General features: G+C 68.7%; 19 protein-coding genes. 13 read left to right on the forward strand and 6 right to left on the reverse strand.

All coding sequences use genetic code 11. The annotated features are described in order from the left end of the window. Positions 1–1,265 precede the first annotated feature (1,265 nt). Entirely contained in the window at positions 1,266–2,162 is an 897-nt protein-coding gene (locus BAU06_RS07010; protein ID WP_066346159.1) for a LysR substrate-binding domain-containing protein, read from the reverse strand. Positions 2,163–2,277: 115 nt separating this feature from the next. Here BAU06_RS07010 and BAU06_RS07015 point away from each other — a divergent pair, with 115 nt between their 5' ends. From BAU06_RS07015 to BAU06_RS07060, 10 genes are all read left to right on the forward strand, one after another. After that, positions 2,278–2,865, forward strand: coding sequence for a cysteine dioxygenase family protein (locus tag BAU06_RS07015; protein ID WP_066346161.1), 588 nt, complete (start codon positions 2,278–2,280; stop codon positions 2,863–2,865). 13 nt (positions 2,866–2,878) lie between these two features. Beyond that, positions 2,879–4,048, forward strand: coding sequence for a cystathionine beta-lyase (metC, locus tag BAU06_RS07020; protein WP_066346163.1), 1,170 nt, complete (start codon positions 2,879–2,881; stop codon positions 4,046–4,048). Between the two features lie 156 nt (positions 4,049–4,204). Next, positions 4,205–5,812, forward strand: a complete 1,608-nt coding sequence (locus tag BAU06_RS07025) for a rhodanese-like domain-containing protein (RefSeq protein ID WP_066346166.1) — start codon at positions 4,205–4,207, stop codon at positions 5,810–5,812. 52 nt (positions 5,813–5,864) lie between these two features. Then, complete coding sequence (locus BAU06_RS07030) at positions 5,865–6,683, forward strand: ABC transporter substrate-binding protein (RefSeq protein WP_066346169.1); 819 nt, start codon at positions 5,865–5,867, stop codon at positions 6,681–6,683. A gap of 18 nt (positions 6,684–6,701) precedes the next feature. Then, positions 6,702–7,397, forward strand: a complete 696-nt coding sequence (locus BAU06_RS07035; RefSeq protein WP_066346173.1) for an amino acid ABC transporter permease — start codon at positions 6,702–6,704, stop codon at positions 7,395–7,397. A gap of 13 nt (positions 7,398–7,410) precedes the next feature. Then, positions 7,411–8,103 carry an amino acid ABC transporter permease gene (locus BAU06_RS07040; RefSeq protein WP_066346175.1) on the forward strand — a complete coding sequence of 231 codons (693 nt, stop codon included), beginning with the start codon at positions 7,411–7,413 and terminating at the stop codon, positions 8,101–8,103. A gap of 30 nt (positions 8,104–8,133) precedes the next feature. Then, on the forward strand, positions 8,134–8,934 hold the full coding sequence (locus BAU06_RS07045; RefSeq protein ID WP_082993547.1) for an amino acid ABC transporter ATP-binding protein: 801 nt from the start codon (positions 8,134–8,136) through the stop codon (positions 8,932–8,934). Positions 8,935–9,088: 154 nt separating this feature from the next. Beyond that, on the forward strand, positions 9,089–10,051 hold the full coding sequence (locus BAU06_RS07050; RefSeq protein ID WP_066346176.1) for a Bug family tripartite tricarboxylate transporter substrate binding protein: 963 nt from the start codon (positions 9,089–9,091) through the stop codon (positions 10,049–10,051). A gap of 54 nt (positions 10,052–10,105) precedes the next feature. Then, on the forward strand, positions 10,106–12,490 hold the full coding sequence (locus BAU06_RS07055) for a molybdopterin-dependent oxidoreductase (RefSeq protein ID WP_082993548.1): 2,385 nt from the start codon (positions 10,106–10,108) through the stop codon (positions 12,488–12,490). Next, positions 12,450–13,463, forward strand: a complete 1,014-nt coding sequence (locus tag BAU06_RS07060) for a M14 family metallopeptidase (protein WP_082988037.1) — start codon at positions 12,450–12,452, stop codon at positions 13,461–13,463. Before BAU06_RS07055 ends, BAU06_RS07060 begins: the two co-directional genes overlap by 41 nt. 66 nt (positions 13,464–13,529) lie before the next feature. Here the strand turns inward: BAU06_RS07060 and BAU06_RS07065 are convergent, their stop codons facing one another. Further along, positions 13,530–14,804 carry an ATP-grasp domain-containing protein gene (locus tag BAU06_RS07065; RefSeq protein WP_082988038.1) on the reverse strand — a complete coding sequence of 425 codons (1,275 nt, stop codon included), beginning with the start codon at positions 14,802–14,804 and terminating at the stop codon, positions 13,530–13,532. Beyond that, positions 14,801–16,297, reverse strand: a complete 1,497-nt coding sequence (locus tag BAU06_RS07070; protein WP_066346193.1) for a pyridoxal phosphate-dependent decarboxylase family protein — start codon at positions 16,295–16,297, stop codon at positions 14,801–14,803. The genes BAU06_RS07065 and BAU06_RS07070 overlap by 4 nt, the downstream gene beginning before the upstream one ends. Before the next feature lie 259 nt (positions 16,298–16,556). On the opposite strand from BAU06_RS07070, the gene BAU06_RS07075 reads away from it, so the two are divergent. Next, positions 16,557–18,077 (forward strand): MFS transporter, encoded by a 1,521-nt coding sequence (locus tag BAU06_RS07075; protein WP_335617496.1) that lies wholly within the window; start codon positions 16,557–16,559, stop codon positions 18,075–18,077. A gap of 54 nt (positions 18,078–18,131) precedes the next feature. On the opposite strand, the gene BAU06_RS07080 is transcribed toward BAU06_RS07075, so the two are convergent. After that, positions 18,132–18,884 (reverse strand): SRPBCC family protein, encoded by a 753-nt coding sequence (locus tag BAU06_RS07080; protein ID WP_197509458.1) that lies wholly within the window; start codon positions 18,882–18,884, stop codon positions 18,132–18,134. Between the two features lie 16 nt (positions 18,885–18,900). Next, positions 18,901–19,407, reverse strand: a complete 507-nt coding sequence (locus BAU06_RS07085; RefSeq protein ID WP_066346195.1) for a DUF6496 domain-containing protein — start codon at positions 19,405–19,407, stop codon at positions 18,901–18,903. A 223-nt stretch (positions 19,408–19,630) separates the two neighbouring features. Between BAU06_RS07085 and BAU06_RS07090 the strand changes: the two genes are divergently transcribed. Beyond that, positions 19,631–19,846 (forward strand): dodecin, encoded by a 216-nt coding sequence (locus BAU06_RS07090; RefSeq protein WP_066346199.1) that lies wholly within the window; start codon positions 19,631–19,633, stop codon positions 19,844–19,846. Between the two features lie 45 nt (positions 19,847–19,891). Here the strand turns inward: BAU06_RS07090 and BAU06_RS07095 are convergent, their stop codons facing one another. Next, positions 19,892–20,440: an NADPH-dependent FMN reductase gene (locus BAU06_RS07095; RefSeq protein ID WP_066346204.1), complete on the reverse strand. Its 549-nt coding sequence runs from the start codon at positions 20,438–20,440 to the stop codon at positions 19,892–19,894. Positions 20,441–20,772: 332 nt separating this feature from the next. Here BAU06_RS07095 and BAU06_RS07100 point away from each other — a divergent pair, with 332 nt between their 5' ends. Continuing rightward, on the forward strand, positions 20,773–21,366 hold the full coding sequence (locus BAU06_RS07100) for an antibiotic biosynthesis monooxygenase (protein WP_066346211.1): 594 nt from the start codon (positions 20,773–20,775) through the stop codon (positions 21,364–21,366). Positions 21,367–21,546 lie beyond the last annotated feature (180 nt).

Below are 21,546 nucleotides of genomic sequence, written 5' to 3' on the forward strand. Positions count from 1 at the left end.
GTTTTCGGGTTAAGAAAGATCTTGCGTTGCCCGTCGTTTTCGGGCCGCCCTGCGCGGCCCGAAAACGCCTACGCGGTCGGGGCATGCGGTGGTTGCTGGCAATGCGACGGTTGCTTGTGATGCGACGGCTGCTGGTAATGCGACGATTACTGGTAATGCGGAGGTCGAAGAATCGGAGTGGAATCTTGGCCCGCGCGTGGGGGGGTAACAAGGCGGTGTGGCGGGCCGCCCGCCGGCCCGCCACACCGTAGCACCGTGCCTTGCCACGGATGCTCGCGATAGGTGCGGCCAGGGCGCCCAGTACGGCGTCCGAACGCTTCAAACACAGAGAAATCCTGGCTATCCCTTCTGACAGTCCCTCGGATGTCGGAACATAAAAATCGTGACATCCCTTGGACGCTTCAGACTGCGCTAGCGCAACGCAATGGCGTCGGCGATATCCGCGATTGGTGCCATCCCGACGTTGGGGCGCAGGGCGATATCGGCGATCTGCGCCATCCCGACGTTGCGGCGCAGGGCGATATGCCGTCGTTATCGCAATGCGCTGGAATCGGCCGCCCGCATTCGCGCTAGGGTCACATGGCACCTACACCAACATCCGCGGCAAGCCTCGGTGCTACGGTGTGGCGGCCCGCCACACCGCCTTGTTACCCCCCCCGCGCGGGCCAAGATTCCACTCCGATTCCATGACCTTCGCATTACCAGCAACGGCGGCATTACCAACAACCGTCGCATTACCGGCAACCACCGCATGCCCCGACCGCGTAGGCGTTTTCGGGCCGCGCAGGGCGGCCCGAAAACGACGGGCAACGCAAGATCTTTCTTAACCCGGAAACACGGCCCACGAAGGGCCAAGAACACCGCCCGCCCCAGCGACCGCCTATAAGGCAACCCGCGAGTCCGGCGGGGGAGATGCCTGTCGTGGCCGGCCCGTCGGAGGCCGCGCGAGGGCTTCCGTAGGGAGGTCGGCCGGGCAAAAAATCCGCTAGAAAATCGCCGCCCCTTCGGCCGCCGGACGAGGAAGACGACGCGGTAGTCCAGCGCGAAGGCGCTGGACCGGCCGACCGGGCCGGCCACGACAGGCATCTCCCCCGCCGGACGGCATCAGCAATATGACCGGAAACGCCCCGCCGGACGGCATAAGAAAGCCCTAAAGACAAGCACCCGCCGGACGCCATCAGCAAGCCATCTGAAGACAATCCCCCGAAGAACGGCAATAACAGCGCCCCAGATCCAAGCATCCCCACCCCGCACCAGCAACCGCTTCAGAACTGCCGAGCCTCCACGCTGGCCGTAGGCGTCCCCCGATCCCCCAGCCCCATTTTCGCGATCAGCATATCGAACACATACCGCGTCAGCGGATTGATCGAATCCGTCCGCATCCATAGGAAGTAATTCGCGTCCGGCAGCGGCGGCAGGCCGTCGTTCTCGCCCAGCACCCGCATATCCGGCCCCAGGAACTCGATGCTGCGCGCCGTAATCCCCAGGCCTGCCCGCACCGCCGCGCGTATTCCCACCAGATTGGGCGCCACATAATTGGTCTGCCACGGCACACGCGCCTGCTCCAGCGCATTCAGCGCCAGACGCCGGAACAGGCTCGGCTCGTCGGCGAGCACCAGCGGTACGGGTGCCGAGGCGTCGTGAACGTAACCCGCCGAGGCGATCCACGCCGTCGGGGACGTGCGCAGGATCACGCCTTCGTACGCCGGATCGAAGCGCGTCGAAATCGACAGGTCCAGTTCGCCGGCGCGCAGCGCATTCATCAGGAAGGGACTGCGATCCACACGGATCTCCAGCCGCACGCGCGGCGACCAGCGCGTGATGTGTGTCAGCACCGTCGGCAGCAGCGTCTCGGCCACGTCGTGCGGCGATCCCAGCCGCAGTTCGCCTTCAAGTTGGCCGTCCTGCATGGCGCGCATCGCCTCGTCGTTGATCGCCAGCATATGGCGCGCGTAATCGACCAGCTTGCGGCCGTGCGGCGACAGTACTTTGTTGCGGCCTTGCTTCTCGAAAAGCGGCAAGCCTACCAGGCTCTCCAGCCGCTGCATCTGTTGCGTAATCGCGGACTGCGTCTTGTGCAGGCGTTCGGCCGCGGCAGAGAAAGTCTGGGCTTGGTCGATGGCCGCGAGCGTGCGCAGCAGGTCCAGGTCCAGATTGCGCATACGTCCCCCGACATATTACGGCTGCTAATGAGTTATTAAATCAATTTAATTTGTCACGCCCCGTACGGGCCCGTAGAGTATCGCTGAAATCGCGTCTAAACAGGAGTTTTTCCGTATGGGCAGCCCGCATCCGCATCAAAACGATATTGCACAGGCGATTGGAAATATAAAGGATACTGTACGAACGCAGGGCCTGAACCGCGGAAGCCTGGACGACGTGCTGCGCACCGTCGTCGGCCTGGCCAGCCATCGCGACTGGTGGGACGCCGGTCGCTACCCCGCGCCGGAAGGCGACGAACGCCAGGCGCGCTACCTGATCAGCGAGGATGACGACCACGGCTACGCGCTGTACCTGAACGTCATGCGGCCCGGCAAGAAGATCGTGCCGCACAACCATACGACCTGGGCCTGCATCGCCGCCGTCGAAGGCGTCGAATACAACTATGTCTACGACAGGCTCGACGACGGCAAACAGCCCGGCGTCGGCCGGCTCGCCAAGAAAGACACCGTCGTCGTCGAGCCCGGCACCGGCATCGCCCTCATGCCGGACGATATCCATGCCGTCGAAATCCGCGGCGACAGCGTGATCCGCCATCTGCACATGTACGGCCGCGCCCTGGAAACCCTGACGGAACGGCTCGCTTTCGACCTGGACGCGGGCACCTGCAAAGTCATGCCCATCGGCGTGCAGACGCGCCGCTGACGGAACCGCCAACATGGAAGAACGCTACAAGCCTGGCACGCGGCTGCTGCGTGCCGGGCGGCCGCATCGCGGCTGGGTCAACACGCCCGTCACGCGCGCCAGCACGTACATTTTCGACAGCGTCCAGCAATGGCGCGACACCCGCGCACGCCGTGACAAGGAACGCCTGTTGTCTTATGGCGCCCGCGGCACCGACAGCACTTATGCGCTGGAAGACGCCCTGGTCGAACTGGAAGGCGGCTATCGCGCCAAGATGTATCCCACCGGCCAGGCCGCCATCGCGGTCGTGATGCTGGCGTACCTGAAGGCCGGCGATCACGTTCTGATCACCGATGCCGTATACGAGCCGGTGCGGCGCTTCTGCGCCGACCATCTGTCGCGCTGGGGCATCGAGTTCAGCTATTACCTGCCCGACGGCAGCGACCTGGCGGACCGCATCCGTCCCAACACCCGCATGATCTATGCGGAATGCCCGGGATCGCTGGTCTACGAAATGATGGACCTGCCCGCCGTCGCCGAGCTCGCGCATCGCCACGATTGCTGGCTTGCCGTGGACAACACCTGGGGTTCCGGCTTGTTGTACCGCCCGTTGGCCCTGGGCGCCGATATCTCGATTACCGCCGCCACCAAGTACCTGGGTGGCCACGCGGACGTCATGATGGGCACCGTCGTGACCAGCGAGCGCGCCTGGATGCCGCTGGAACGCGCCACGGTGGACATCGGCCAGACCGTGGGGGCCGACGATGCGTATCTCGTCCTGCGCGGCATGCGGTCCATGGCCGCGCGCATGGCCATGCATGGCCGCCACGCCATGCGCGTTGCCGAGTGGCTGCAAAGCCGCCCCGAAGTCGCGCGCGTGCTGTGCCCGGCGCTGCCCGGCGACCCTGGCCATGCCCTGTGGAAACGCGATTGCACCGGCACCAACGGACTATTGTCCATCGAGTTCGCGCGCGGCATCGCCGACGCCGACGTGGAACGCATGATCGACGCCTTCCGCCTGTTCGGCCTGGGCGCCTCCTGGGGCGGCTTCGAGAGCCTTTGCGTGCCGGCCAACATGGCGCGCGCGCGCACCGTGGCGGACTGGTCGGGACGCGGCGCGATCCTGCGCCTGCATATCGGCCTGGAAGACCCCGAAGACCTGCTGGCCGACCTGGAGCAGGCCATGGCCGCGCTTGAACGCTGAAACGCGGATCCGGCCGGTTGCATGAACGCCGGCGGACCGCACCCCTAGACGCATCGTCGCGGGCCTTGCCGGCCGCCCGATGAAGTTCCCTCCCTGGCGCGCCCCGGATACGCGGCGCGAGGGGAGCGCTTTTTCCTCGATTTCTTGCAGAGCCCCATGACGCAGCCGCAAACCGAACCTTCTTCCGTCCCGCGCATCGATGCACCCACCCTGAAGCGCTGGCTGCACGACGGCGCCGAGATCGGCCTGCTGGACGTGCGCGAACACGGCCAGTATGGCGAAGGGCACCCCTTCCTGGCGGTTTCGCTGCCTTATAGCCGGCTCGAGGTGGAGGCGCCGCGCCTGCTGCCGCGCCGCGGCGCGCGGCTGGTGGCCTTCGATGCCGGGGACGGCGTGGCGCTGCGCGCGGCCGCCGCGCTGCGCGGCCTGGGCTACACCGATGTCCACGTGCTGGAGGGCGGCGCGCCTGCCTGGCGCCAGGCAGGCTATACCTTGTTCGCCGGCGTCAACCTGCCCAGCAAGACCTTCGGCGAGCTGGCCGAGCATATCTGCCACACGCCGCGCATCGGCGCCGCCGAACTGGCAAGCCGCCAGCGGGAAGGCGACAAGCTGGTGGTCCTGGACGGGCGGCCCTACACCGAATACCAGAAGATGAACATTCCGGGCGGCATCTGCTGCCCCAATGGCGAGCTGGCCCTGCGCATCCAGGAACTCGTGCCCGATCCGGCCACCACCATCGTCATCAATTGCGCCGGCCGCACGCGCAGCATCATCGGCGCGCAGACCCTGATCAACCTGGGCGTGCCCAATCCGGTGCTGGCGCTGGAGAACGGCACGCAGGGCTGGTATCTGGCGGACCTGCCGCTGGAACATGGTTCGCGGCGCAAATACCCGGACACGGTGCCGGTCGACGCGCTGCCCGCGCTGCGCGACCGTGCGGCGGCCCTGGCCCGCGAACATGGCGTGCGGACCGTGGACGCGGCGCAAGCGCGCGCCTGGCTGGCCGACCCCGCGCGGACCACGTATCTGTGCGACGTGCGCACCGAGGAAGAATACGCGGCCGGCACGCTGGCCGGCGCGCAGCATACCCCAGGGGGACAACTGATACAGGCCACGGACCAGTACATCGGCGTGCGCAACGCGCGGCTGGTGCTGATCGACAGCGAGGGCGTGCGCGCCCCCGTGGTGGCCAGCTGGCTGCGCCAGATGGGATGGGAGGCCTGCGTGCTGCACGAAGGCGTGGCGGCGGACGTCGCCGCGCCGTTCATGGCGGCCGACCTGCCCGCCTTGCCGCACATCGCGGCGGCAGAACTGCCGGGCGCGCTGCGCGATGGCGCCGTCCTGGTGGACGTGCGTCCCGGCATGGCCTACCGCAAGGGACATATCGCCGGCGCGCGCTGGTCCATCCGGCCGCGCCTGGCGCGCCTGGGTTTGCCGGCCGGGGCGCGGGTGGTGTTGCTGGCGACCGACGCCGCCGTGGCGGCGCTCGCCGCGCGCGAGCTGGCGGCTTTGGGCATCACGCAGGTACGGCTGAACATGGAGACATCCGATGCATGGCGCGCGGCGGGCCTGGCCATCGAGGCCGGCGACGACGTGCCGGCCGACGAAGACTGCATCGACTATCTGTTCTTCGTGCATGACCGCCACGACGGCAATAAGGCGGCGGCGCGCCAGTACCTGGCCTGGGAAACCAACCTGATCCACCAGATCGACGAGCAGGAACGTTCGATATTCCGCTTTCCGGTCCATCGGCAGGCGGGCTGAACCACCACTGCCGGCCATCCGCGTCCGGCACGAACCACGAAGGGGAACAACGATGAAAACCAAACTGTGCCTGTTTGCCGCCGCCGCCACGCTGGCCGCGGGGCTGGCCCATGCCGACGTGCTGGACGAGGTCAAGGCACGCGGCAAGCTGATCTGCGGCACGCAGAGCGCCAGCGTGCCCTATGCCTACCAGGACACCGCCACCCGCAGCTTCGTCGGCTATGACGTCGATATGTGCGCGGCGCTCGCGAAAGGCCTGGGCGTGGCGCTGGAGCACAAGCCGCTGTCCACCGAGGCGCGCATTCCCGAACTGAAGATGAACCGCGTGGACGTGGTGGCGGGCTCCATGGCCTACCTGCCGGAGCGCGCCCAGCAGGTCGATTACAGCCTGCAGTACCTGCAGGGCAGTATCAAGGTGCTGGTACGCAAGGAGTCGGGGATTGCCACGCTGAAGGACCTGGCCGGCCGCAAGGTATGCGCCTCCAAGGGGTCGAGTTCGGCGGCCATCGCCGCGCGCGTGCTGCCGGATTCGCAGGTGCTGTCCTTCCAGGACGTGGCCTCGTGCTACCTGGGTCTGCAGAACGACAAGGTGGACGGCTTCACGGCCGGCGAACTGGTGCTGAAGCGCTTCGAGCTGGACTCGCAGAAAAGCGGCAAGCCCACCGTGCTGCTGCCCGAGCCGACCTATGTCGAGCATATCGGCGTGGTCGTCAACAAGGGCAACCCCAAGCTGCTGGCCGCCGTCAACAAGGTGATCCAGGACATGGACAAGGACGGCACGCTCAACGCCATGTACGACAAGTGGCTGGGAGCGGGCTCGATCTACAAGCTGACCCGCAACTTCAAGGTCGAGCCGGTCGACGCCGAGTAAGGCCGCGGGAAAAGCGCCATGCATTTCGATTTCGCTTTCCTGGCGAGCGGCAACTACGGTGCCACGCTGCTGGCCGGCGCGCTGACCACGGTGCGCCTGTTCGCCGGCGCCTGGGTGCTGGGTTTCGCGATCGCCCTGGTGCTGGTGGCGCTGCGCGCGATTCCCTGGCGTCCCCTGCAGGCGGTGGTGGCCGGCTTCGTCGAATATCACCGCAATGTGCCCACCGTGGTGCAGATCATGGTGTGGTACTTCGGCATGCCGCAGGTGCTGCCGGAGGGCATGCGCCTGTGGCTCAACCGCGGCGATACGGAATTCCTGTTCGGCCTGATCGCGCTCAGCCTGAATGTCAGCGGCTTCATGTCCGAGGACATCCGGGCCGGCTTGCGGGCCATACCCGGAACGCAGCTCGAGGCGGCGCGCTCGGTGGGGCTGGGCGCCTGGGGCGCCTTGCGCTACGTCATGCTGCCGCAGGCGGTACGCATCGCTGTGCCCCCGTTGGTCAACCGCTCGCTGATCCTGTTCAAGGACACCAGCCTGGCGATGGTGATCGGCGTGGGCGAGCTGACCTACCAGGTCAAGGCGATCGAGAACCAGACCTTCCGTTCTTTCGAAGTCTTCGCCGTCTCGACGGCGCTGTACCTGGCGGCATCGCTGGCCCTGATGGGCCTGGGCGCGTGGTTCGGCCGGCGCTATCCGCCGGCCTACCGCGGATAGAAGGAGATAGGCCATGTGGCAAATCGTGCATGACTACGGCCTGATGTTCCTGGTGGGCGCCTGGCCACAGGGCCCGCTGGGCGGCCTGGCGGCCACGCTGATCCTGGCCGGCGCGGGCCTGGCGATGTCCTTCCCGCTGGCGATTTGCCTGGGGCTGGCGCGCACCAGCGGTATCCGCGCGCTGCGCTGGCCCGCGACCGCCTGGGTGTACGCGTTCCGCGGCATCCCGCTGATCATGATCATCTTCTGGGCCTACTTCGTCCTGCCGGTTCTGACGGGCGCCACCGTACCGGCCTTCGCGACGGCGCTGTGCGCCATCGTGCTGTACGAATCGGCCTTCCTGGGCGAGATCGTGCGCGCCGGGCTGGAAGGGCTTCCGCCCGGGCAGACCGAGGCCGCGCGCTCGATCGGGCTGAGCTACGCGCAAGCCATGCGGCACGTGATCCTGCCGCAGGCCCTGGCCAACATGATTCCCTCGCTGGTCAACCAATTCGTGTCGACCATCAAGGCCACGTCGATTGTGTACGTGATCGGCGTGCAGGAGGTCACGTTCGCGGCGCAGCAGGTGAACAGCATGGAAATGGCGCACGCGCTGCAGACCTTCCTGGTGCTGGCCGCGCTGTACTTCGTGCCGTGCTTCGCCCTGTCGCGGCTGGCGGGCCGCATGGAACGCGGCCTGGCCCGCAAGCGGCTGCGCGCCGCCTGAGCGCCGGTCCGCATCGTCTTGGAGATTGCCGTGATAGAACTCGACAACGTACAGAAATGGTATGGAAGCTACCACGCGCTGGACAATGTGTGCGGCCGCGTGGAGGCCGGGCAGGTGGTGGTGGTCTGCGGGCCTTCCGGGTCGGGCAAGTCCACGATGATACGCACCGTCAACCGGCTCGAACCGATACAGGGCGGCACGATACGCGTGGCCGGCCAGGACATCCATGCGCCGGGGCGCGACATCAACGCGCTGCGCGCGGGCATCGGCTTCGTGTTCCAGCAGTTCAACCTGTTCCCCCACTTGTCGGTGGCCGAGAACATCATGCTGTCGCCCGTGCGCGTGGCCGGCATGCCTCGCCAGCGGGCGGCCGCGCTGGCGCGCGAGCTGCTGGCCAAGGTGGGACTGGAACACAAGGCGGACGCGATGCCGGCCAACCTGTCGGGCGGCCAGCAGCAGCGCGTGGCGATCGCGCGCGCGCTGGCCCAGCATCCCCCGCTGATCCTGTTCGACGAGCCCACCAGCGCGCTGGATCCGGAGATGGTGGGCGAGGTGCTGGCCGTCATGAAGCAGCTTGCCGCGGAAGGCATGACCATGGTCGTGGTCACCCACGAGATGGGCTTCGCCCGCGAGGTCGCCGACCGCATCTGGTTCATGGACCAGGGGCGCATTCTGGAAGACTCCACGCCGGACCGATTTTTCGCCAACCCGGCGCATCCGCGCGCGCGCAAATTCCTGGCCGACATCCTGCGTCCGGGCGTGCCCGCGGACCTGGCGGCGGATGGCGACGCGCCGGGGCGGGCGTCCTTGCTGTCGGCGTCGCCCGCCTAGACCACGCCATGCACCGGTCCGGCCATGCCGCCATTGCGGGCGTGCCGGCCCGGGCAACAGACGCTTATCGCGGGACATCCTTTCGTCAAACCCACCGTTTTATCAACGACGGCCGCACTGGCAACCCATATCGCGGCCGACAAGGGGAAGCACCATGCAAGCCAAACGTATCGCCGCCATCGGCGCGGCCGCGCTCTGCGCACTGTTCGTCTCCAACGCCCAGGCGGCGTTTCCGGAACCGGGAACGCCCATCCGCATCGTGGTGGGTTTTCCGCCCGGCGGCGGCGCCGATGTGCTGGCCCGCTCCGCGGCCCTGGGCGTATCCAAGGCGCTGAACGCCAACGTCATGGTCGAGAACCGGCCCGGCGCCAGCGGTATCATCGCCACCGACTACGTATCGCGCGCCAAGCCGGACGGCTATACGCTCTACATCGCCACGCCCGGCTCGCTGACCATCCTGCCCAGCCTGCAGAAGGTCCCTTACGATCCGGCCAGGGACTTCACGCCGATCTCCCTGCTGGTGACCATGCCCAATGTGCTGGTGACCAGCCCGAACTCCGGCATCGATAGCATCCAGGACCTGATCGCGCGCGCCAGGAGCAAGGACGTGACCTACGCGTCCGGCGGCAACGGAACCATAGGCCAGATGGCGGCGGAGCAGTTCAACATGATGGCCGGCGTGCATATGCGGCACATTCCCTACAAGGGCACCACGCCGGCCCTGACCGACGTGGCCGGCGGGCTGGTGGAGGTGACGTTCTCCGATCCTTCCGTCAAGTCCCTGGTGCAGTCGGGCAAGCTGAAAGCGCTGGGTGTCACCACCGTCACGCCTTCGGCCGAGTTTCCCGATGCTCCGCCCATCGGCAAGGCGGTTCCCGGCTACGAGCTGACGAACTGGTACGGCGTTATCGCGCCGGCCGGCGTTCCGGACGACGTGGTGGAAAAGCTCAACCGCGCCTTCGCGCAGGCCATGGCCAATCCCGACATCGTCAAGCAGTTGGCCACTTCCGGCATGACGGCCACGTCGGGCACGCCCGCGCAATTCGGCGAGCTGATGTCCAAGGAACGCGGGAAATGGGCCGACCTGGTCAAGAAGGCCGGCATCCGGCTGGATTGACGAAGCGCGGCGGCGGCGACATCGCGCCGCCGCGGGCAAAGCAACGAGAGCGACATGAGGCCCTATCCATCCGAAGCGCGCCGCTATCCGCAGCTGGCGCATTGGGGCGCGTTCACGGCCGTGGTGCGCGACGGCCGCCTGGTCGACTGCGAGCCTTTCGAGCAGGACCCGGCGCCGTCCCGCCTGCTGGAAACCATCGCGCCCATGGTGTATTCGCCCCGCCGCATCGCGCGGCCCGCGGTGCGCAGGTCCTGGCTGGCGTCGCGTGGCGCGGCGGGGGGCGCGCAGCGAGGGCGCGAGGAATTCGTCGAAATAGACTGGGACCAGGCGCTGGACCTGGTGGCGGACGAGATCGCGCGCACGCGCGCCGAGCACGGCCCCGCCGGCCTGTTCTGCGGTTCCTACGGCTGGTCATCCGCCGGCCGCCTGCACCATGCGCGCTCGCTGATACGCCGCTTTTACTTCGCGGGCGGCGGCGGCGTCGACCAGGTGGGCAACTATAGCTGGGGCACGGCCCAGTTCCTGCTGCCGCACGTGATCGGCACGTATACGCCCTTGACGGGGCGTGTCACCGCGTGGCCCAGCATCGTCGCGCATACCGAGGTATTCCTGGCCTTCGGCGGACTGGCGCTGAAGAACGGCCAGGTGTCGTCCGGCGGCGCCGCCGAGCATACGCAGGAATACTGGCTGCGGCGCCTGGCCGCGAAGGGCGCGCGGGTGATCAACGTGAGCCCGACGCGCGACGACTGCCCCGGCTTCCTGAATGCCGAATGGATACCGATACGGCCGAATACCGATGTCGCGCTGATGCTGGCGCTGGCCCATGAGCTGCATCGCGCCGGCGCGCACGACCGGGCCTTCCTGGCCACGCATTGCGTGGGCTACGATGCCCTGGCGGGCTACTTCACGGGCGCGGCGGACGGGGTGCCCAAGGATCCGGAGTGGGCGGCGGGCATCACGGGCATTCCCGCCGCGCGCATCCGCGCGCTGGCGCGGGCGCTGCAGGGCACGCGCAGCTACCTGACCTGTTCCTTCGCCGTGCAGCGGGCCCAGCATGGCGAACAACCGTATTGGATGGCGATCGCGCTGGCCGCCATGCTGGGGCAGATCGGCCTGCCCGGCGGGGGCTTCGGTTTCGGCCATGGATCCATGAATGGCGTCGGCAATCCGCGCATCGCGACGCCGGGACCGGAAATGCCCGTGGGCCGCAACCCGGCGAATCTGTCGATTCCCGTGGCCCGCCTGACCGAGATGCTGGAAAAGCCGGGCCAGCCCTATCCTTTCCAGGGCGCCATCCATCATTACCCCGACATCCATTTCATCCATTGGGCCGGCGGCAATCCCTTCCATCATCACCAGCAGTTGAATCGCCTGCTGCAGGCTTGGCGCGGCAAGCCGCGCACCATCGTGGTCAATGAAATCTGGTGGACGCCGGTGGCGCGGCATGCCGATATCGTGCTGCCGATCACGACATCGCTGGAGCGCAACGACATCGGCGGCTCGTCGCGCGACCGCTATGCGCTGGCCATGCATCGCGCCATCGATCCCGTCGGCCAGGCCCGCAACGACCTGGATGTCTTCGCCGACCTGGCGGCTCGCCTGGGCTATGGCGAACGCTATACCGAAGGCCGCGGCGAGATGGCGTGGATACGGCATATCTACGAGAACTTCGCGCGCACCCACCGGCAGGCCGGTGTGGACGTGCCCGACTTCGACGCATTCTGGCGCCAGGGGCATGTGCGGCTGCCGGCGCCCACGCGCGATTTCGTGCTGTTCGAGGACTTCCGCCAGGATCCCGCCGCCCATCCCCTGCGCACGCCCAGCGGGCGCATCGAGCTGTATAGCGAGACGCTGGCCGGCTACGGCTGCGTGGATTGCGGTCCGCATCCGCGATGGATGCCGCCGGCGGAATGGCTGGGCGCAGACGGCGCGGCGGACTATCCGCTGCACCTGCTGACCGTGCAGCCGGCCGACCGCCTGCACAGCCAGATGGACGCCGCCCCGCTGGCGCAGTCCAACAAGGTGGCCGGACACGAAACCGTGCGCATCCATCCCGACGACGCGCGTGCCCGCGGCCTGCGCGACGGCGACGTGGTTCGCCTGTACAACGCGCGCGGCGCCTGCCTGGCCGGCGCGCGGCTGGACGAGGGCCTGCTGCCCGGTACGGTGGTCATGGCCACCGGCGCCTGGTTCTCGCCCGGCCAGCAAGAGGACGCGCCGGAGCAGGCCGGTACCGCCAACGTGCTGACACGGGACGTGGGCACCTCCACGCTGACGCAGGGCCCCAACGCCATGAGCTGCCTGGTGCAGGCGGAGCGATGGCAGGGCCAGGCCCTGGGACGTGTCGCCGCATTTTTTTCGCCCGATCAGGGTTTACGCATCGAATCCAGCAAGGAGCATGAATATGGGCATCATCAAGGACTTCCTGGCCGGCCATGAAGGCGGCGCGCGCCGCCACGGCGCGATCGCGGTGGGATCGATGGCCTCCGGCATGGCGGTGGAGCTGCCCTACGTGGCGGTACGCGGCGCCCGCCCGGGCAAGACGCTATGGCTGCACGGCCAGGTGCACGGCGACGAAATCAACGGCATGGTGGCCGCGCTGCGCTTCGCCGCGCGTCTGGATCCGCAAGCCATGCGCGGCAATGTGGTCGTCACGCCGACCGGCAACCCCCATGCCCTGGACAGCCGGCGCAAGCGCAATCCCTACGACGACCTGGACCTGGACCAGTGCTATCCGGGCAGCGCGCGCGGCCTGATCTCCGAGCGGCTGGCGCATGCGCTGATCGGCGAGATCCGCGGCACCGCCGATCTGGTGATCAATCTGCACACCATGAACGCGCTGTTCGATTCCAGGCCTTACGCCGTCTACAAGCTGCATCCCGACAGCGGCGTCGCGGAAAACGACCTGCTGCGCGCCATCGCCTTGTTCGAGCCGCACGTGGCCTGCCGCATGGACGTGGGCGGCAAGGGCGAACTGCCGGGCAATATCGCGGGGGCCCTGGACTACCAGTGCCTGGCCGCCCGCATTCCCGCCTTTATGCTGGAACTGGGTGGCGGCAGCCGCTTCGAGGCCGCCAACGTCGCCCTGGCCGAACGCGGCTTCGAGCGGCTGGCGGTGCGGATGGGCATCCTGGAAGGCGCGAGCGAAGCGCCGGCAAGCGTGCGGCGCGTGACGCGGCGCGGCTGGATCACCTTCGACCATGGCGGCCTGTTCGTTCCCGAAGTGCAGGCGGGGGATGCGGTGGACGAAGGCGGCCTGCTGGGAGTCGCCATGGATATCCACGGCAATGAGCGCGAACGGATCCGCCTGCCGGCCGCGGGCATCATCATCGGCCTGCGGCGCGACCCTGTCGTGCATACGGGGGAGCGCGCCGCCTTCGTGGCCTATGAGTGGGACCGGTACACGCTGTGATCCGGCGCCGGACGGCGCGGCGGGGCGGCCGGCGCGCTGGCGCCACGCGGGCCGCCGCGCGGCGGATCAGCCGGCGGCCTTGCGCCGCAGCATGTCCTGGAAGGCGGCGAAGATGCGCCGCATGTAGGCGGGCTTGTAGGGATATAGATCCTCCGGATCCATCGCGTGGATGACGCCGCAGGTATCGCCCTCGAACACCAGCAGGCGCCCGTCCGGCGTTTCGGCGCAATCCATGACCAGGTAATCCAGGCCCACCCGCCGATGGATTTCGGCGAATGCCGCGGCGTGCCGGCCGCCGAAGCCGGTCTCGAAGCCCTGCATCTGCTCGGCTTCCTCCGCGCGGTTGGCGGCGTTCTCCGCCATGTCGGCGTTCAGGTAGTGGACCATCCAGCGCGGCGAGATGCCCAGGTGGCCCAGATAGGGCCGGCCCTCGATCAGGACGACGCGGTATTTGCGATAGCGGCCATCCGCGCCGCGGTATTCGACGAAGCGCGACACATAGAAATCGCCGGCGTCGCTGCCCGCCAGGTATTCGCCGATATCGGCGGCGCGCTCGATCCGGGCCAGGCCTTGGCCCGCGTGCGAGTCGACGGGGCGTACCAGCACCGGGTAATCGACCCCGGGCAGGATGCTCGCCGGCGTCGCGCGGCCTTCGGCGATGGCCGATAGCGCGGCACGTTCCGCGCGCGCGATATCCGGCACGACGATGCCCGGCGCGCCGCGCAGCGCGGCCGCCAGGCCGTCGCGCGACGTGTTCAGGACGTGTTCGGGACGATTCACCACCGGCTTGTGCCACAGCCCCATCGGCTCGGCCAGCGCCTGCAGCAGCGGGCGATTGGCGGCCGACTCTCCCACCGCGACCATCAGGACATCGTGCTCGGGCAGCGTCGCGGGCGCGGGCACGCCTTCGCCCACGTACAGGATGTCCAGCGCGATGTCGGAATCGGCGATCAGGAATTCCAGCGGGGTGTTGGCCAGGAAGTCGCCGCAGGACACCAGGGCGAGCAGGCGCAGCGTCGCGGGCCGCGCGGCGGGCATGTGGTACAGCGGCTGCGCCTGGACGGCGTGCCGCTGCAGCGCCAGCGCGGTATCCCGCTGGCCCAGCAGCAGCAGCGTCATCGACAGGTCCAGCGCCGCATTGGCGTCGCCCGGGTCCTGCTGCGCGCGGGCCAGCAGCGCCTGGCGCAATGACTCCAGGTCGCCTTGCCGGAAGGCCAGCGTGATCAGGCCGGCCTTGCCGATCAGCGGCGGCCGCGAGACCGGCGATGCGTCGGCGGCGTTCGTCGCCGGCGCTGCCGGCGTTTCCCGGCTGGCGGCGCCGGTGGGAGCGGGATGGTTCATGGTATCGGGTGGGGTTCCAGGGCGGCCGTGGCGGCGAGCGCCGCACCGGTCCGCAGTACCGCGTCGCACAGCCGGTCGACATCGACCGGCGCGGTACGGTGGTTGACGATGGCCGCGCGGATGGCCAGGCTGCCTCGCACGCGCGTGCTCGATGGCGCGGCCAGGCCGGATTCCTGCACGGCCAGCAGGATGGCCGCGTTCAGGCGATCGTCGGCGGCGGCGTCGCCCGTGCCGCGATAGCGGAAGCAGACGATGTTCAGCGCCACCGGCGCCAGCAATTCCAGCGCGGGCTCGGCCTGCACGCGGCGCGCCAGATGGCGCGCGATGGCGCAGGTCCGGGCGATGGCCGCGCCGAGCCTGTCCGCGCCGTACACGGTCAGCGTGAACCAGGTTTTCAGGGCGCGGAAGCCGCGCGACAGGTCCGGGCCATAGTCGCAGGGCCAGGGCGAGTCGGCGGCCATGCCACGTGTTTCGCGGCTCAGGTAGGCCGCGCTGGCGTCGAAGGCCGCGCGGTGCGTTTCGCCGTCGCGTACCAGGATGAAGCCGGCGTCGTAGGGCACTTGGCCCCATTTATGGAAATCGAAGGCGATGGAGTCCGCCCGTTCGATGCCGGCCAGCAGCGGCGCCAGTTCGGGCGACAGCATGGCCAGCGCGCCGAAGGCGCCGTCCACGTGGAACCACAGGCCCTCGTCCGCGGCGATATCCGCCAGGGTGTCGAGGGGATCGACGGCGCCGACGTCCACGGTGCCCGCGGTGCCGGCAATCAGGAAAGGCCGCAGGCCGGCGCGGCGGTCCGCCGCGATCGCCGCGCGCAGGGCGTCCACGTCCATGCGGAAGTCATCGTCCACGGGAATCAGCCGCAGCGCGTCCGAGCCCAGGCCGGAGATGTCCATGGCCTGGGCGACGCAGGTGTGCGCGCACGCCGACGTGTAGGCGGTCAGGCGGGTGGGCTCGGCCGCCACGCCGGCGCGCCGCACGGGGCGGCCCAGCGCCGCGGCCCGCGCGACCAGCACGCCGATCAGGTTGGCCATGGATGTGCCCGTGACGAACAGCCCGCTGGCGGCGTCCGGAAAACCGAACAGTTCGCGCATCCAGCGCGTGATCTGCCGTTCGACCTCGACGGGCACCTGGTTGCGTCCGCCCAGGTTGGCGTTCAGTCCGGCCGCCAGGGTTTCGGCCAGCATGCCCACGGCGGTGCCGCCGCCATGCACCCAGCCCATGAAGCCGGGATGGGCGTTGCCCACGGCGTAGGGAAGGATTTCGCGCATGAAGCGGTTGTGCGCGGCCTCCAGGCTGGACGGGGCGCGCGGCAGCGGGGCGCGGAAGGCGGCGCGCAGCTCGGCGGGCGCCGGCTGCCAGACGGGACGCTCGCGCAGCGTGGCCAGGTAGTCGAACATATCGTCGAGCATTCTGTGGCCTTGCGCGCGCAGGCCGGCCCAATCGTCGGGATCCAGCGTGCCCTCGGTCGGCGGCTCGGCGGGGGGATAGGTCATGCGTATGCGGGGGTAAAGTGGCGCGAACGCCACGCCGTCAAGGCGTGGCCGCAGGCATGTTGCCATTGCCCGTCCCGGCGGGGATACCCGATCAGCGGCCGACTAGCGGGCCAGTTTGGGCTTTTGGCCCCGGGCGAGGAGCCCCGGCGTGCAGCCCCGGGCGGGCAGTGTCCTTGCCGTTGTATTTACAATTCCGGCCGCGACACCCGCCGCGTACCCATCCGACGGGTGCCGGGCCGGAGCGGCAGCAGGAGGCAGTGTGAGCATTGCGAAGAAGCAGGGCACGGATGAAGAAGCCACCGGCGCCGCCGGTCCGCCCGGCGCGGGGCAGGCCGGTGCCGGCGCAGGCGGCAGCGCGCGGGCGGCCGACGCCGAGCCGGCCGACGCCGGGCGCGGCAGGGGCGTCGCATGGCTGGTCGCCGGCGCTTTCTTCATGGAGATGCTCGACGCCACCGTCATCACCACCGCGCTGCCGGAGATGGCGCGCAGCTTCGGGGTGCGGCCGGCCGATATGTCCATCGGCATGAGCGCCTATCTGCTTGCCCTGGCGGTGTTCATCCCGGTCAGCGGCTGGGTGGCCGACCGCTACGGGCCGCGCCGGGTATTCGGCGGTGCGCTGGCCTTGTTCACCGTGGCATCCGTCCTGTGCGGCCTGTCGCAATCGCTGCCGCAGTTCACGGCGGCCCGCATCCTGCAGGGGCTGGGCGGGGCGATGATGGTGCCCGTGGGACGCCTGGCGGTGCTGCGTGTCACGCCCAGGCAGGATCTGGTCAAGGCGATCGCCATCATCACCTGGCCGGGGCTGGCGGCGCCGGTCATCGGGCCCCTGGTGGGGGGCATCGTCACCACTGCCCTGAGCTGGCATTGGATATTTTTCCTGAACGTACCGCTGGGCCTGGCCGCGCTGGTCGCCAATGCCCGGCTGGTGCGCGGGGAAGCCGGCGGGCCCAGGCCCTTCGACATCAAGGGCTTCGTCCTGAGCGGCGTGGGCTGCAGCGTGCTGATGTACGCGGTCGACCTGTGCGGCAGCCTGGACGTGGATTGGGGCGTGGTGTTGTCCCTGCTGGCGCTGGCCGTGGTTTCCCTGGTGCTGGCGGCGCGCCACCTGGGCCGCGCGCCGCACCCGCTGGTGGATCTGTCGCCCATGCGGTACCAGACCTTCGCGGTGACGATGTATGGGGGATCCTTGTTCCGCATCGCCATCGGCAGCGCCCCTTTCCTGCTGCCCCTGATGTTCCAGGTGGGCTTCGGGCTGTCGCCCGTCCAGGCGGGTTCGCTGATGCTGGCCTTGTTCGCCGGCAATCTGGCGATGAAGCCGGCCACGAGCTGGGTCATGCGCACCTACGGTTTTCGCCGCGTGCTGGTGGTGAACGGCTTGCTGGTCGCCGTGGGCTTCGCGCTATGCGCCACCTTGACGGCCGGTACGCCCGTCTGGTGGACCTCGGCGCTGCTGTTCATGAGCGGGATGAGCCGCTCCATGCAGTTCACGGCCTTGAATACCCTGGGCTTCGCGGACGTGCCCAAGCCGGCCATGACGGGCGCCACCACGCTGTTCAGCGCCTGCCAGCAGCTGAACGCGGGCCTGGGCATCGCCTTTGGCGCGGTGGCGCTGCGGGCGGCGGAGTGGATCAGCGGCAACGGCCAGGCCGCGCCGGGTCCTCTGCAGTTCCGCATCGCGCTGCTGCTCTCGGCGGCGCTGGCGGCGGCCGCGATCTTCGACAGCGTGCGGCTGCCGGCCAATGCCGGCGCGGAGATCAGCGGGCATCGGCGCCCGGCCTGAGGCCGGACGCCCTGCCGCGTCGCCGACCCGGGCTTGGGTGGGGCGGCCGCCGGGTCAGTCGCCGTCCTCGCTGGCGGCGACATGGTCCTGGCCCGCTTCCAGGAAGCGCTTGAGCCGGAGCAGGTCGTCACGCGCCTGGGCACCGGGGCTGTCGCCCCAGAGCTTCGCCACGATGCGTCCCATTTCGCCGGCGGGCGGCTCGTAGGCGATGACGGCCTGGACTTCCGTGCCCAGGCCGACCACATCGCTGAAGGTCAGCGATCCGGTGTGTTTCACCGGCGATTCGGTGGTGGATTCCCAGGCGATGCGCGTGTTGGGCACGTCCTCCGTGACGATCGTGTCCCACTCCAGGGTATTGCCTAGCGGCGCCTCGATGATCCAGTGGCTGTGCCGGTCGTCTTCGATGTCCACGCGCCGGACGTTCTGCATGAACTGGGACAGGTTGCGGAAGTCGCGGCAGAAGGCGTAGACGTCCTCGATGGGACGCTGGATCACGACGCGCTGGGCCGCCGCCGCCGCGCTGTGCCAGCCCCGTTCGGCGGCCACCTGGCGCTCGTGGGGCGTCTTGGCCAGCCGCGCCTTGACCGCGCAACGTCCCGACAAGCCGCGGCTGACCAGGGCGCCGCCCGCCAGCGCGGCCAGCACCCCCACGAGGCCGCCGCGCCGCAGCCCCGCCAGCACGAGCGCGCCGCCGCCCAGCCCGGACATCCACCTTTCCTTTTCGTTCAGGTTGGTGGGGCCGATCTCGGGCTTGCCGGAGAGAAAAGCCAATAGTTGGGAGATGTTCTTGGGGGTAGTGGGCGCCATGCGTTTCTCCACGGGCTCAGTGCGCATGCTGCGCTTGCCGGTTGGCGGCGCGCGTGCGGGCGGCCTTGCGCGCGGCCGCGGAACGTCCGGCGGCGCCCTTGGTCTGGGCACCCTTGCGCGCGGCGGCCGAGCGATCCGCGGCAGTGCGCTTGCGGGCGGCGGTCTTGGCCTGGCCCGACAGCGCGCGGCTGGATGCGCCCTTGGTGCTTTCGCGCTTCAGGGCGCGGGTGGTGGCCGCCGAGCGCTTGGCGGATTTGGCCGCGCCGCGGCCGGCCTTGGCTTCATCCTGGCTGGCTTTCTTCTTGGTGGCCTTGGACGCCGTGGATTTGGTGGGCACCTTGACGCCGGCCCGGCGCGCTTCGGACAGGCCGATGGCCACCGCCTGCTTGGCGGAACGGACACCGTGCTTGCCTTCGCGCACATGTTCGACCTGTTCCTTCACGAATTCGCCGGCCTGCGTCGAAGCCGACTTGCCTTGTTTCTTATCGCGCTCCGCGCGGGCGAGGGTTTTGCGTTCGGGCATGATCACCTCCGTCGAAGAGCGGGCCCGCCAGGGCCCTGTGGGTGTCCGCATCGCGCAGCAAACCCCATGCCGCCGCGGCGCGCGTCCGCCGTCGATGCGGATATGGCGGGCCGCCGTTCCCGCATACGGCGCATGTGGCGGCGCGCACGGCATTTGCGGAGGGCGCATGCCGCATCCGCCGGATGCGGCCTGCCGCCGCGCGCGGCATTCAAGGAGAACTCACATGGCCAATCACGTATACAAGCAGATCGAGCTGGTCGGCTCTTCGACCACCTCCAGCGACGACGCGATTTCGCGCGCGATCGAGCGGGCGTCGTCCACCTTGCGCAATATCGAATGGTTCGAGGTCACCGGCGTGCGCGGGCACATCGAGCAAGGCAAGGTGGCGCATTGGCAGGTATGCCTGAAGATAGGCATGCGTATCGAGGAAGCGGACTGACCGGCCTGCTGCGCGCGGCCGGTGGCCGCGCGCGATCGCGCCCCGCTACGCGGCCAGTTTTTCCACCCAGGCGACGTAGCGATCCACCCAGCCCTGCAGGAATTTGCGGGTCCCCGGATCGGCGATGGCGCCGCCGGCATCGAAAAAGCCGTCTTTCATCTGCAGGAAGACTTCCGGCGTGGTCAGCGCCATCGAGCCTTCCGCGGCCAGGATGTTGCGCAGGTGCTGCTGCGCCATCGCCGTCCCGGCGTTGCTGGGGGAAATGCCGACGATGCCGCTGGGCTTGTCGGCCCACACGTTCTGCCCATACGGCCGGGTGCCCCAGTCGATGGCGTTCTTCAGCGCGGCCGGCAGCGAGCGGTTGTGTTCCGGGGTCACGAACAGGACGCCTTGCGATTGCCGGATCTGCTCCTTGAACGCCACGACGTTGGCCGGCATGTTGGCATCCAGATCCTGGTTGTACAGGGGCAGGTTCAGGTCTGCGTGGGTCAGCTTGAAGTGCGACGGCATCAGCTTTTCCAGCGCATGGGCCAATTGCAGATTGAACGACGCCTTGCGCAGGCTGCCGACGAGGACGGCGATCTGGTAATCCATGGTGGCGCTCCCTTCTGTTGGATGGTGGAGGTGTGCAGTGTAGGGAATCGCGGCGCCTCCGGGTCATGCAAACGGTAAGCGGGCAGGCGGTTGACGGGGTACGGCGCGGTGGCGCCTGTCCGCCATCCTGCGGGAGGCGGAAGGATGCACCGGAATGGTGCGTTCGCTCAGGGTTTTCGCTAGTCCGGTGAATTGTGCGGTGCGAAATTTTCCGGCCCATCGGGCCACCGTGGAAGGGCGCCGGGGCGATATTGCGCCGCAAAAAATTGGCACGCGTATTGCTCCTGGGAAAGCGCCAGTGCTGTCCTGGCCCGATCGAGGAGTAGTACGCCATGTCCGCCCCCGCCGTTTCCACGCCGGCCCCCGTCACCATGCTTATCACGCGGCACATCGCGCCCGAGCGCTATAGCGATTTCCTGGCCTGGCTGCGCCAGGGCGAGATCCTGGCCGCCGGGTTCCCGGGCTTCCTGGGCTCGGGTGTGCTGCAGCCCCCGGAAGGCGGCGATCAATACCAGATCGTGCTGCGCTTCCACGACGAGGCCAGCCTGGCGCGCTGGGAAAACTCGCTGCCCCGCCGGATGTGGCTGGAGCGCGGCCGCGGACTGGTGCGGGAAAGCCAGGTGCACCGGGCCACGGGCATGGACGCCTGGTTCGGCCCCCAGAAAAGCGCGCCACCCCGCTGGAAGCAGGCCTTCAGCATCTGGGTGGTGTACTGTCCCTCGCTGCTGCTGTTCAACGTCCTGTTCCAGGAGCAGCTGGCGTCGCTCTCGCTCTTCTGGCGCGTCGTGGTGACCACGTCCACCATGAGCCCGATCTTGTCTTTTTTCCTGATCCCCTTCATCAGCCGCGTGTTGCGGGGCTGGCTGTATCCGCGTGCGCGTCCGCGTCGCGTGCCGGCGCGGGGCATGTTGAAGGCGTCCCGGTAGGCAAGCATATCGGGCAAGGGACGGCGCCGGCAAAGACCGATGGCGCCTCGCCAGGCGGGGATCGCATGCGCCCGGCGGGCATCGCTCGCCGGCCCCGCGGCGGCACGGGATTTCCCCACGACGCTTCTGATAAAGTCGCGCTGCTTCGGCGGCGGGTCCGCGCCGCCATGACTTTCAGGA

Source organism: Bordetella bronchialis, from assembly GCF_001676705.1.
Taxonomy (GTDB): domain Bacteria; phylum Pseudomonadota; class Gammaproteobacteria; order Burkholderiales; family Burkholderiaceae_B; genus Bordetella_C; species Bordetella_C bronchialis.

Excerpts from the sequence above, each read along its gene's own strand:
- BAU06_RS07010 (WP_066346159.1), bottom strand. The coding sequence starts at position 2,162 with ATGCGCAATCTGGACCTGGACCTGCTGCGCACGCTCGCGGCCATCGAC.
- BAU06_RS07015 (WP_066346161.1), top strand. The coding sequence starts at position 2,278 with ATGGGCAGCCCGCATCCGCATCAAAACGATATTGCACAGGCGATTGGA.
- metC (WP_066346163.1), top strand. The coding sequence starts at position 2,879 with ATGGAAGAACGCTACAAGCCTGGCACGCGGCTGCTGCGTGCCGGGCGG.
- BAU06_RS07025 (WP_066346166.1), top strand. The coding sequence starts at position 4,205 with ATGACGCAGCCGCAAACCGAACCTTCTTCCGTCCCGCGCATCGATGCA.
- BAU06_RS07030 (WP_066346169.1), top strand. The coding sequence starts at position 5,865 with ATGAAAACCAAACTGTGCCTGTTTGCCGCCGCCGCCACGCTGGCCGCG.
- BAU06_RS07035 (WP_066346173.1), top strand. The coding sequence starts at position 6,702 with ATGCATTTCGATTTCGCTTTCCTGGCGAGCGGCAACTACGGTGCCACG.
- BAU06_RS07040 (WP_066346175.1), top strand. The coding sequence starts at position 7,411 with ATGTGGCAAATCGTGCATGACTACGGCCTGATGTTCCTGGTGGGCGCC.
- BAU06_RS07050 (WP_066346176.1), top strand. The coding sequence starts at position 9,089 with ATGCAAGCCAAACGTATCGCCGCCATCGGCGCGGCCGCGCTCTGCGCA.
- BAU06_RS07055 (WP_082993548.1), top strand. The coding sequence starts at position 10,106 with ATGAGGCCCTATCCATCCGAAGCGCGCCGCTATCCGCAGCTGGCGCAT.
- BAU06_RS07060 (WP_082988037.1), top strand. The coding sequence starts at position 12,450 with ATGAATATGGGCATCATCAAGGACTTCCTGGCCGGCCATGAAGGCGGC.
- BAU06_RS07065 (WP_082988038.1), bottom strand. The coding sequence starts at position 14,804 with ATGAACCATCCCGCTCCCACCGGCGCCGCCAGCCGGGAAACGCCGGCA.
- BAU06_RS07070 (WP_066346193.1), bottom strand. The coding sequence starts at position 16,297 with ATGACCTATCCCCCCGCCGAGCCGCCGACCGAGGGCACGCTGGATCCC.
- BAU06_RS07080 (WP_197509458.1), bottom strand. The coding sequence starts at position 18,884 with ATGGCGCCCACTACCCCCAAGAACATCTCCCAACTATTGGCTTTTCTC.
- BAU06_RS07085 (WP_066346195.1), bottom strand. The coding sequence starts at position 19,407 with ATGCCCGAACGCAAAACCCTCGCCCGCGCGGAGCGCGATAAGAAACAA.
- BAU06_RS07090 (WP_066346199.1), top strand. The coding sequence starts at position 19,631 with ATGGCCAATCACGTATACAAGCAGATCGAGCTGGTCGGCTCTTCGACC.
- BAU06_RS07095 (WP_066346204.1), bottom strand. The coding sequence starts at position 20,440 with ATGGATTACCAGATCGCCGTCCTCGTCGGCAGCCTGCGCAAGGCGTCG.
- BAU06_RS07100 (WP_066346211.1), top strand. The coding sequence starts at position 20,773 with ATGTCCGCCCCCGCCGTTTCCACGCCGGCCCCCGTCACCATGCTTATC.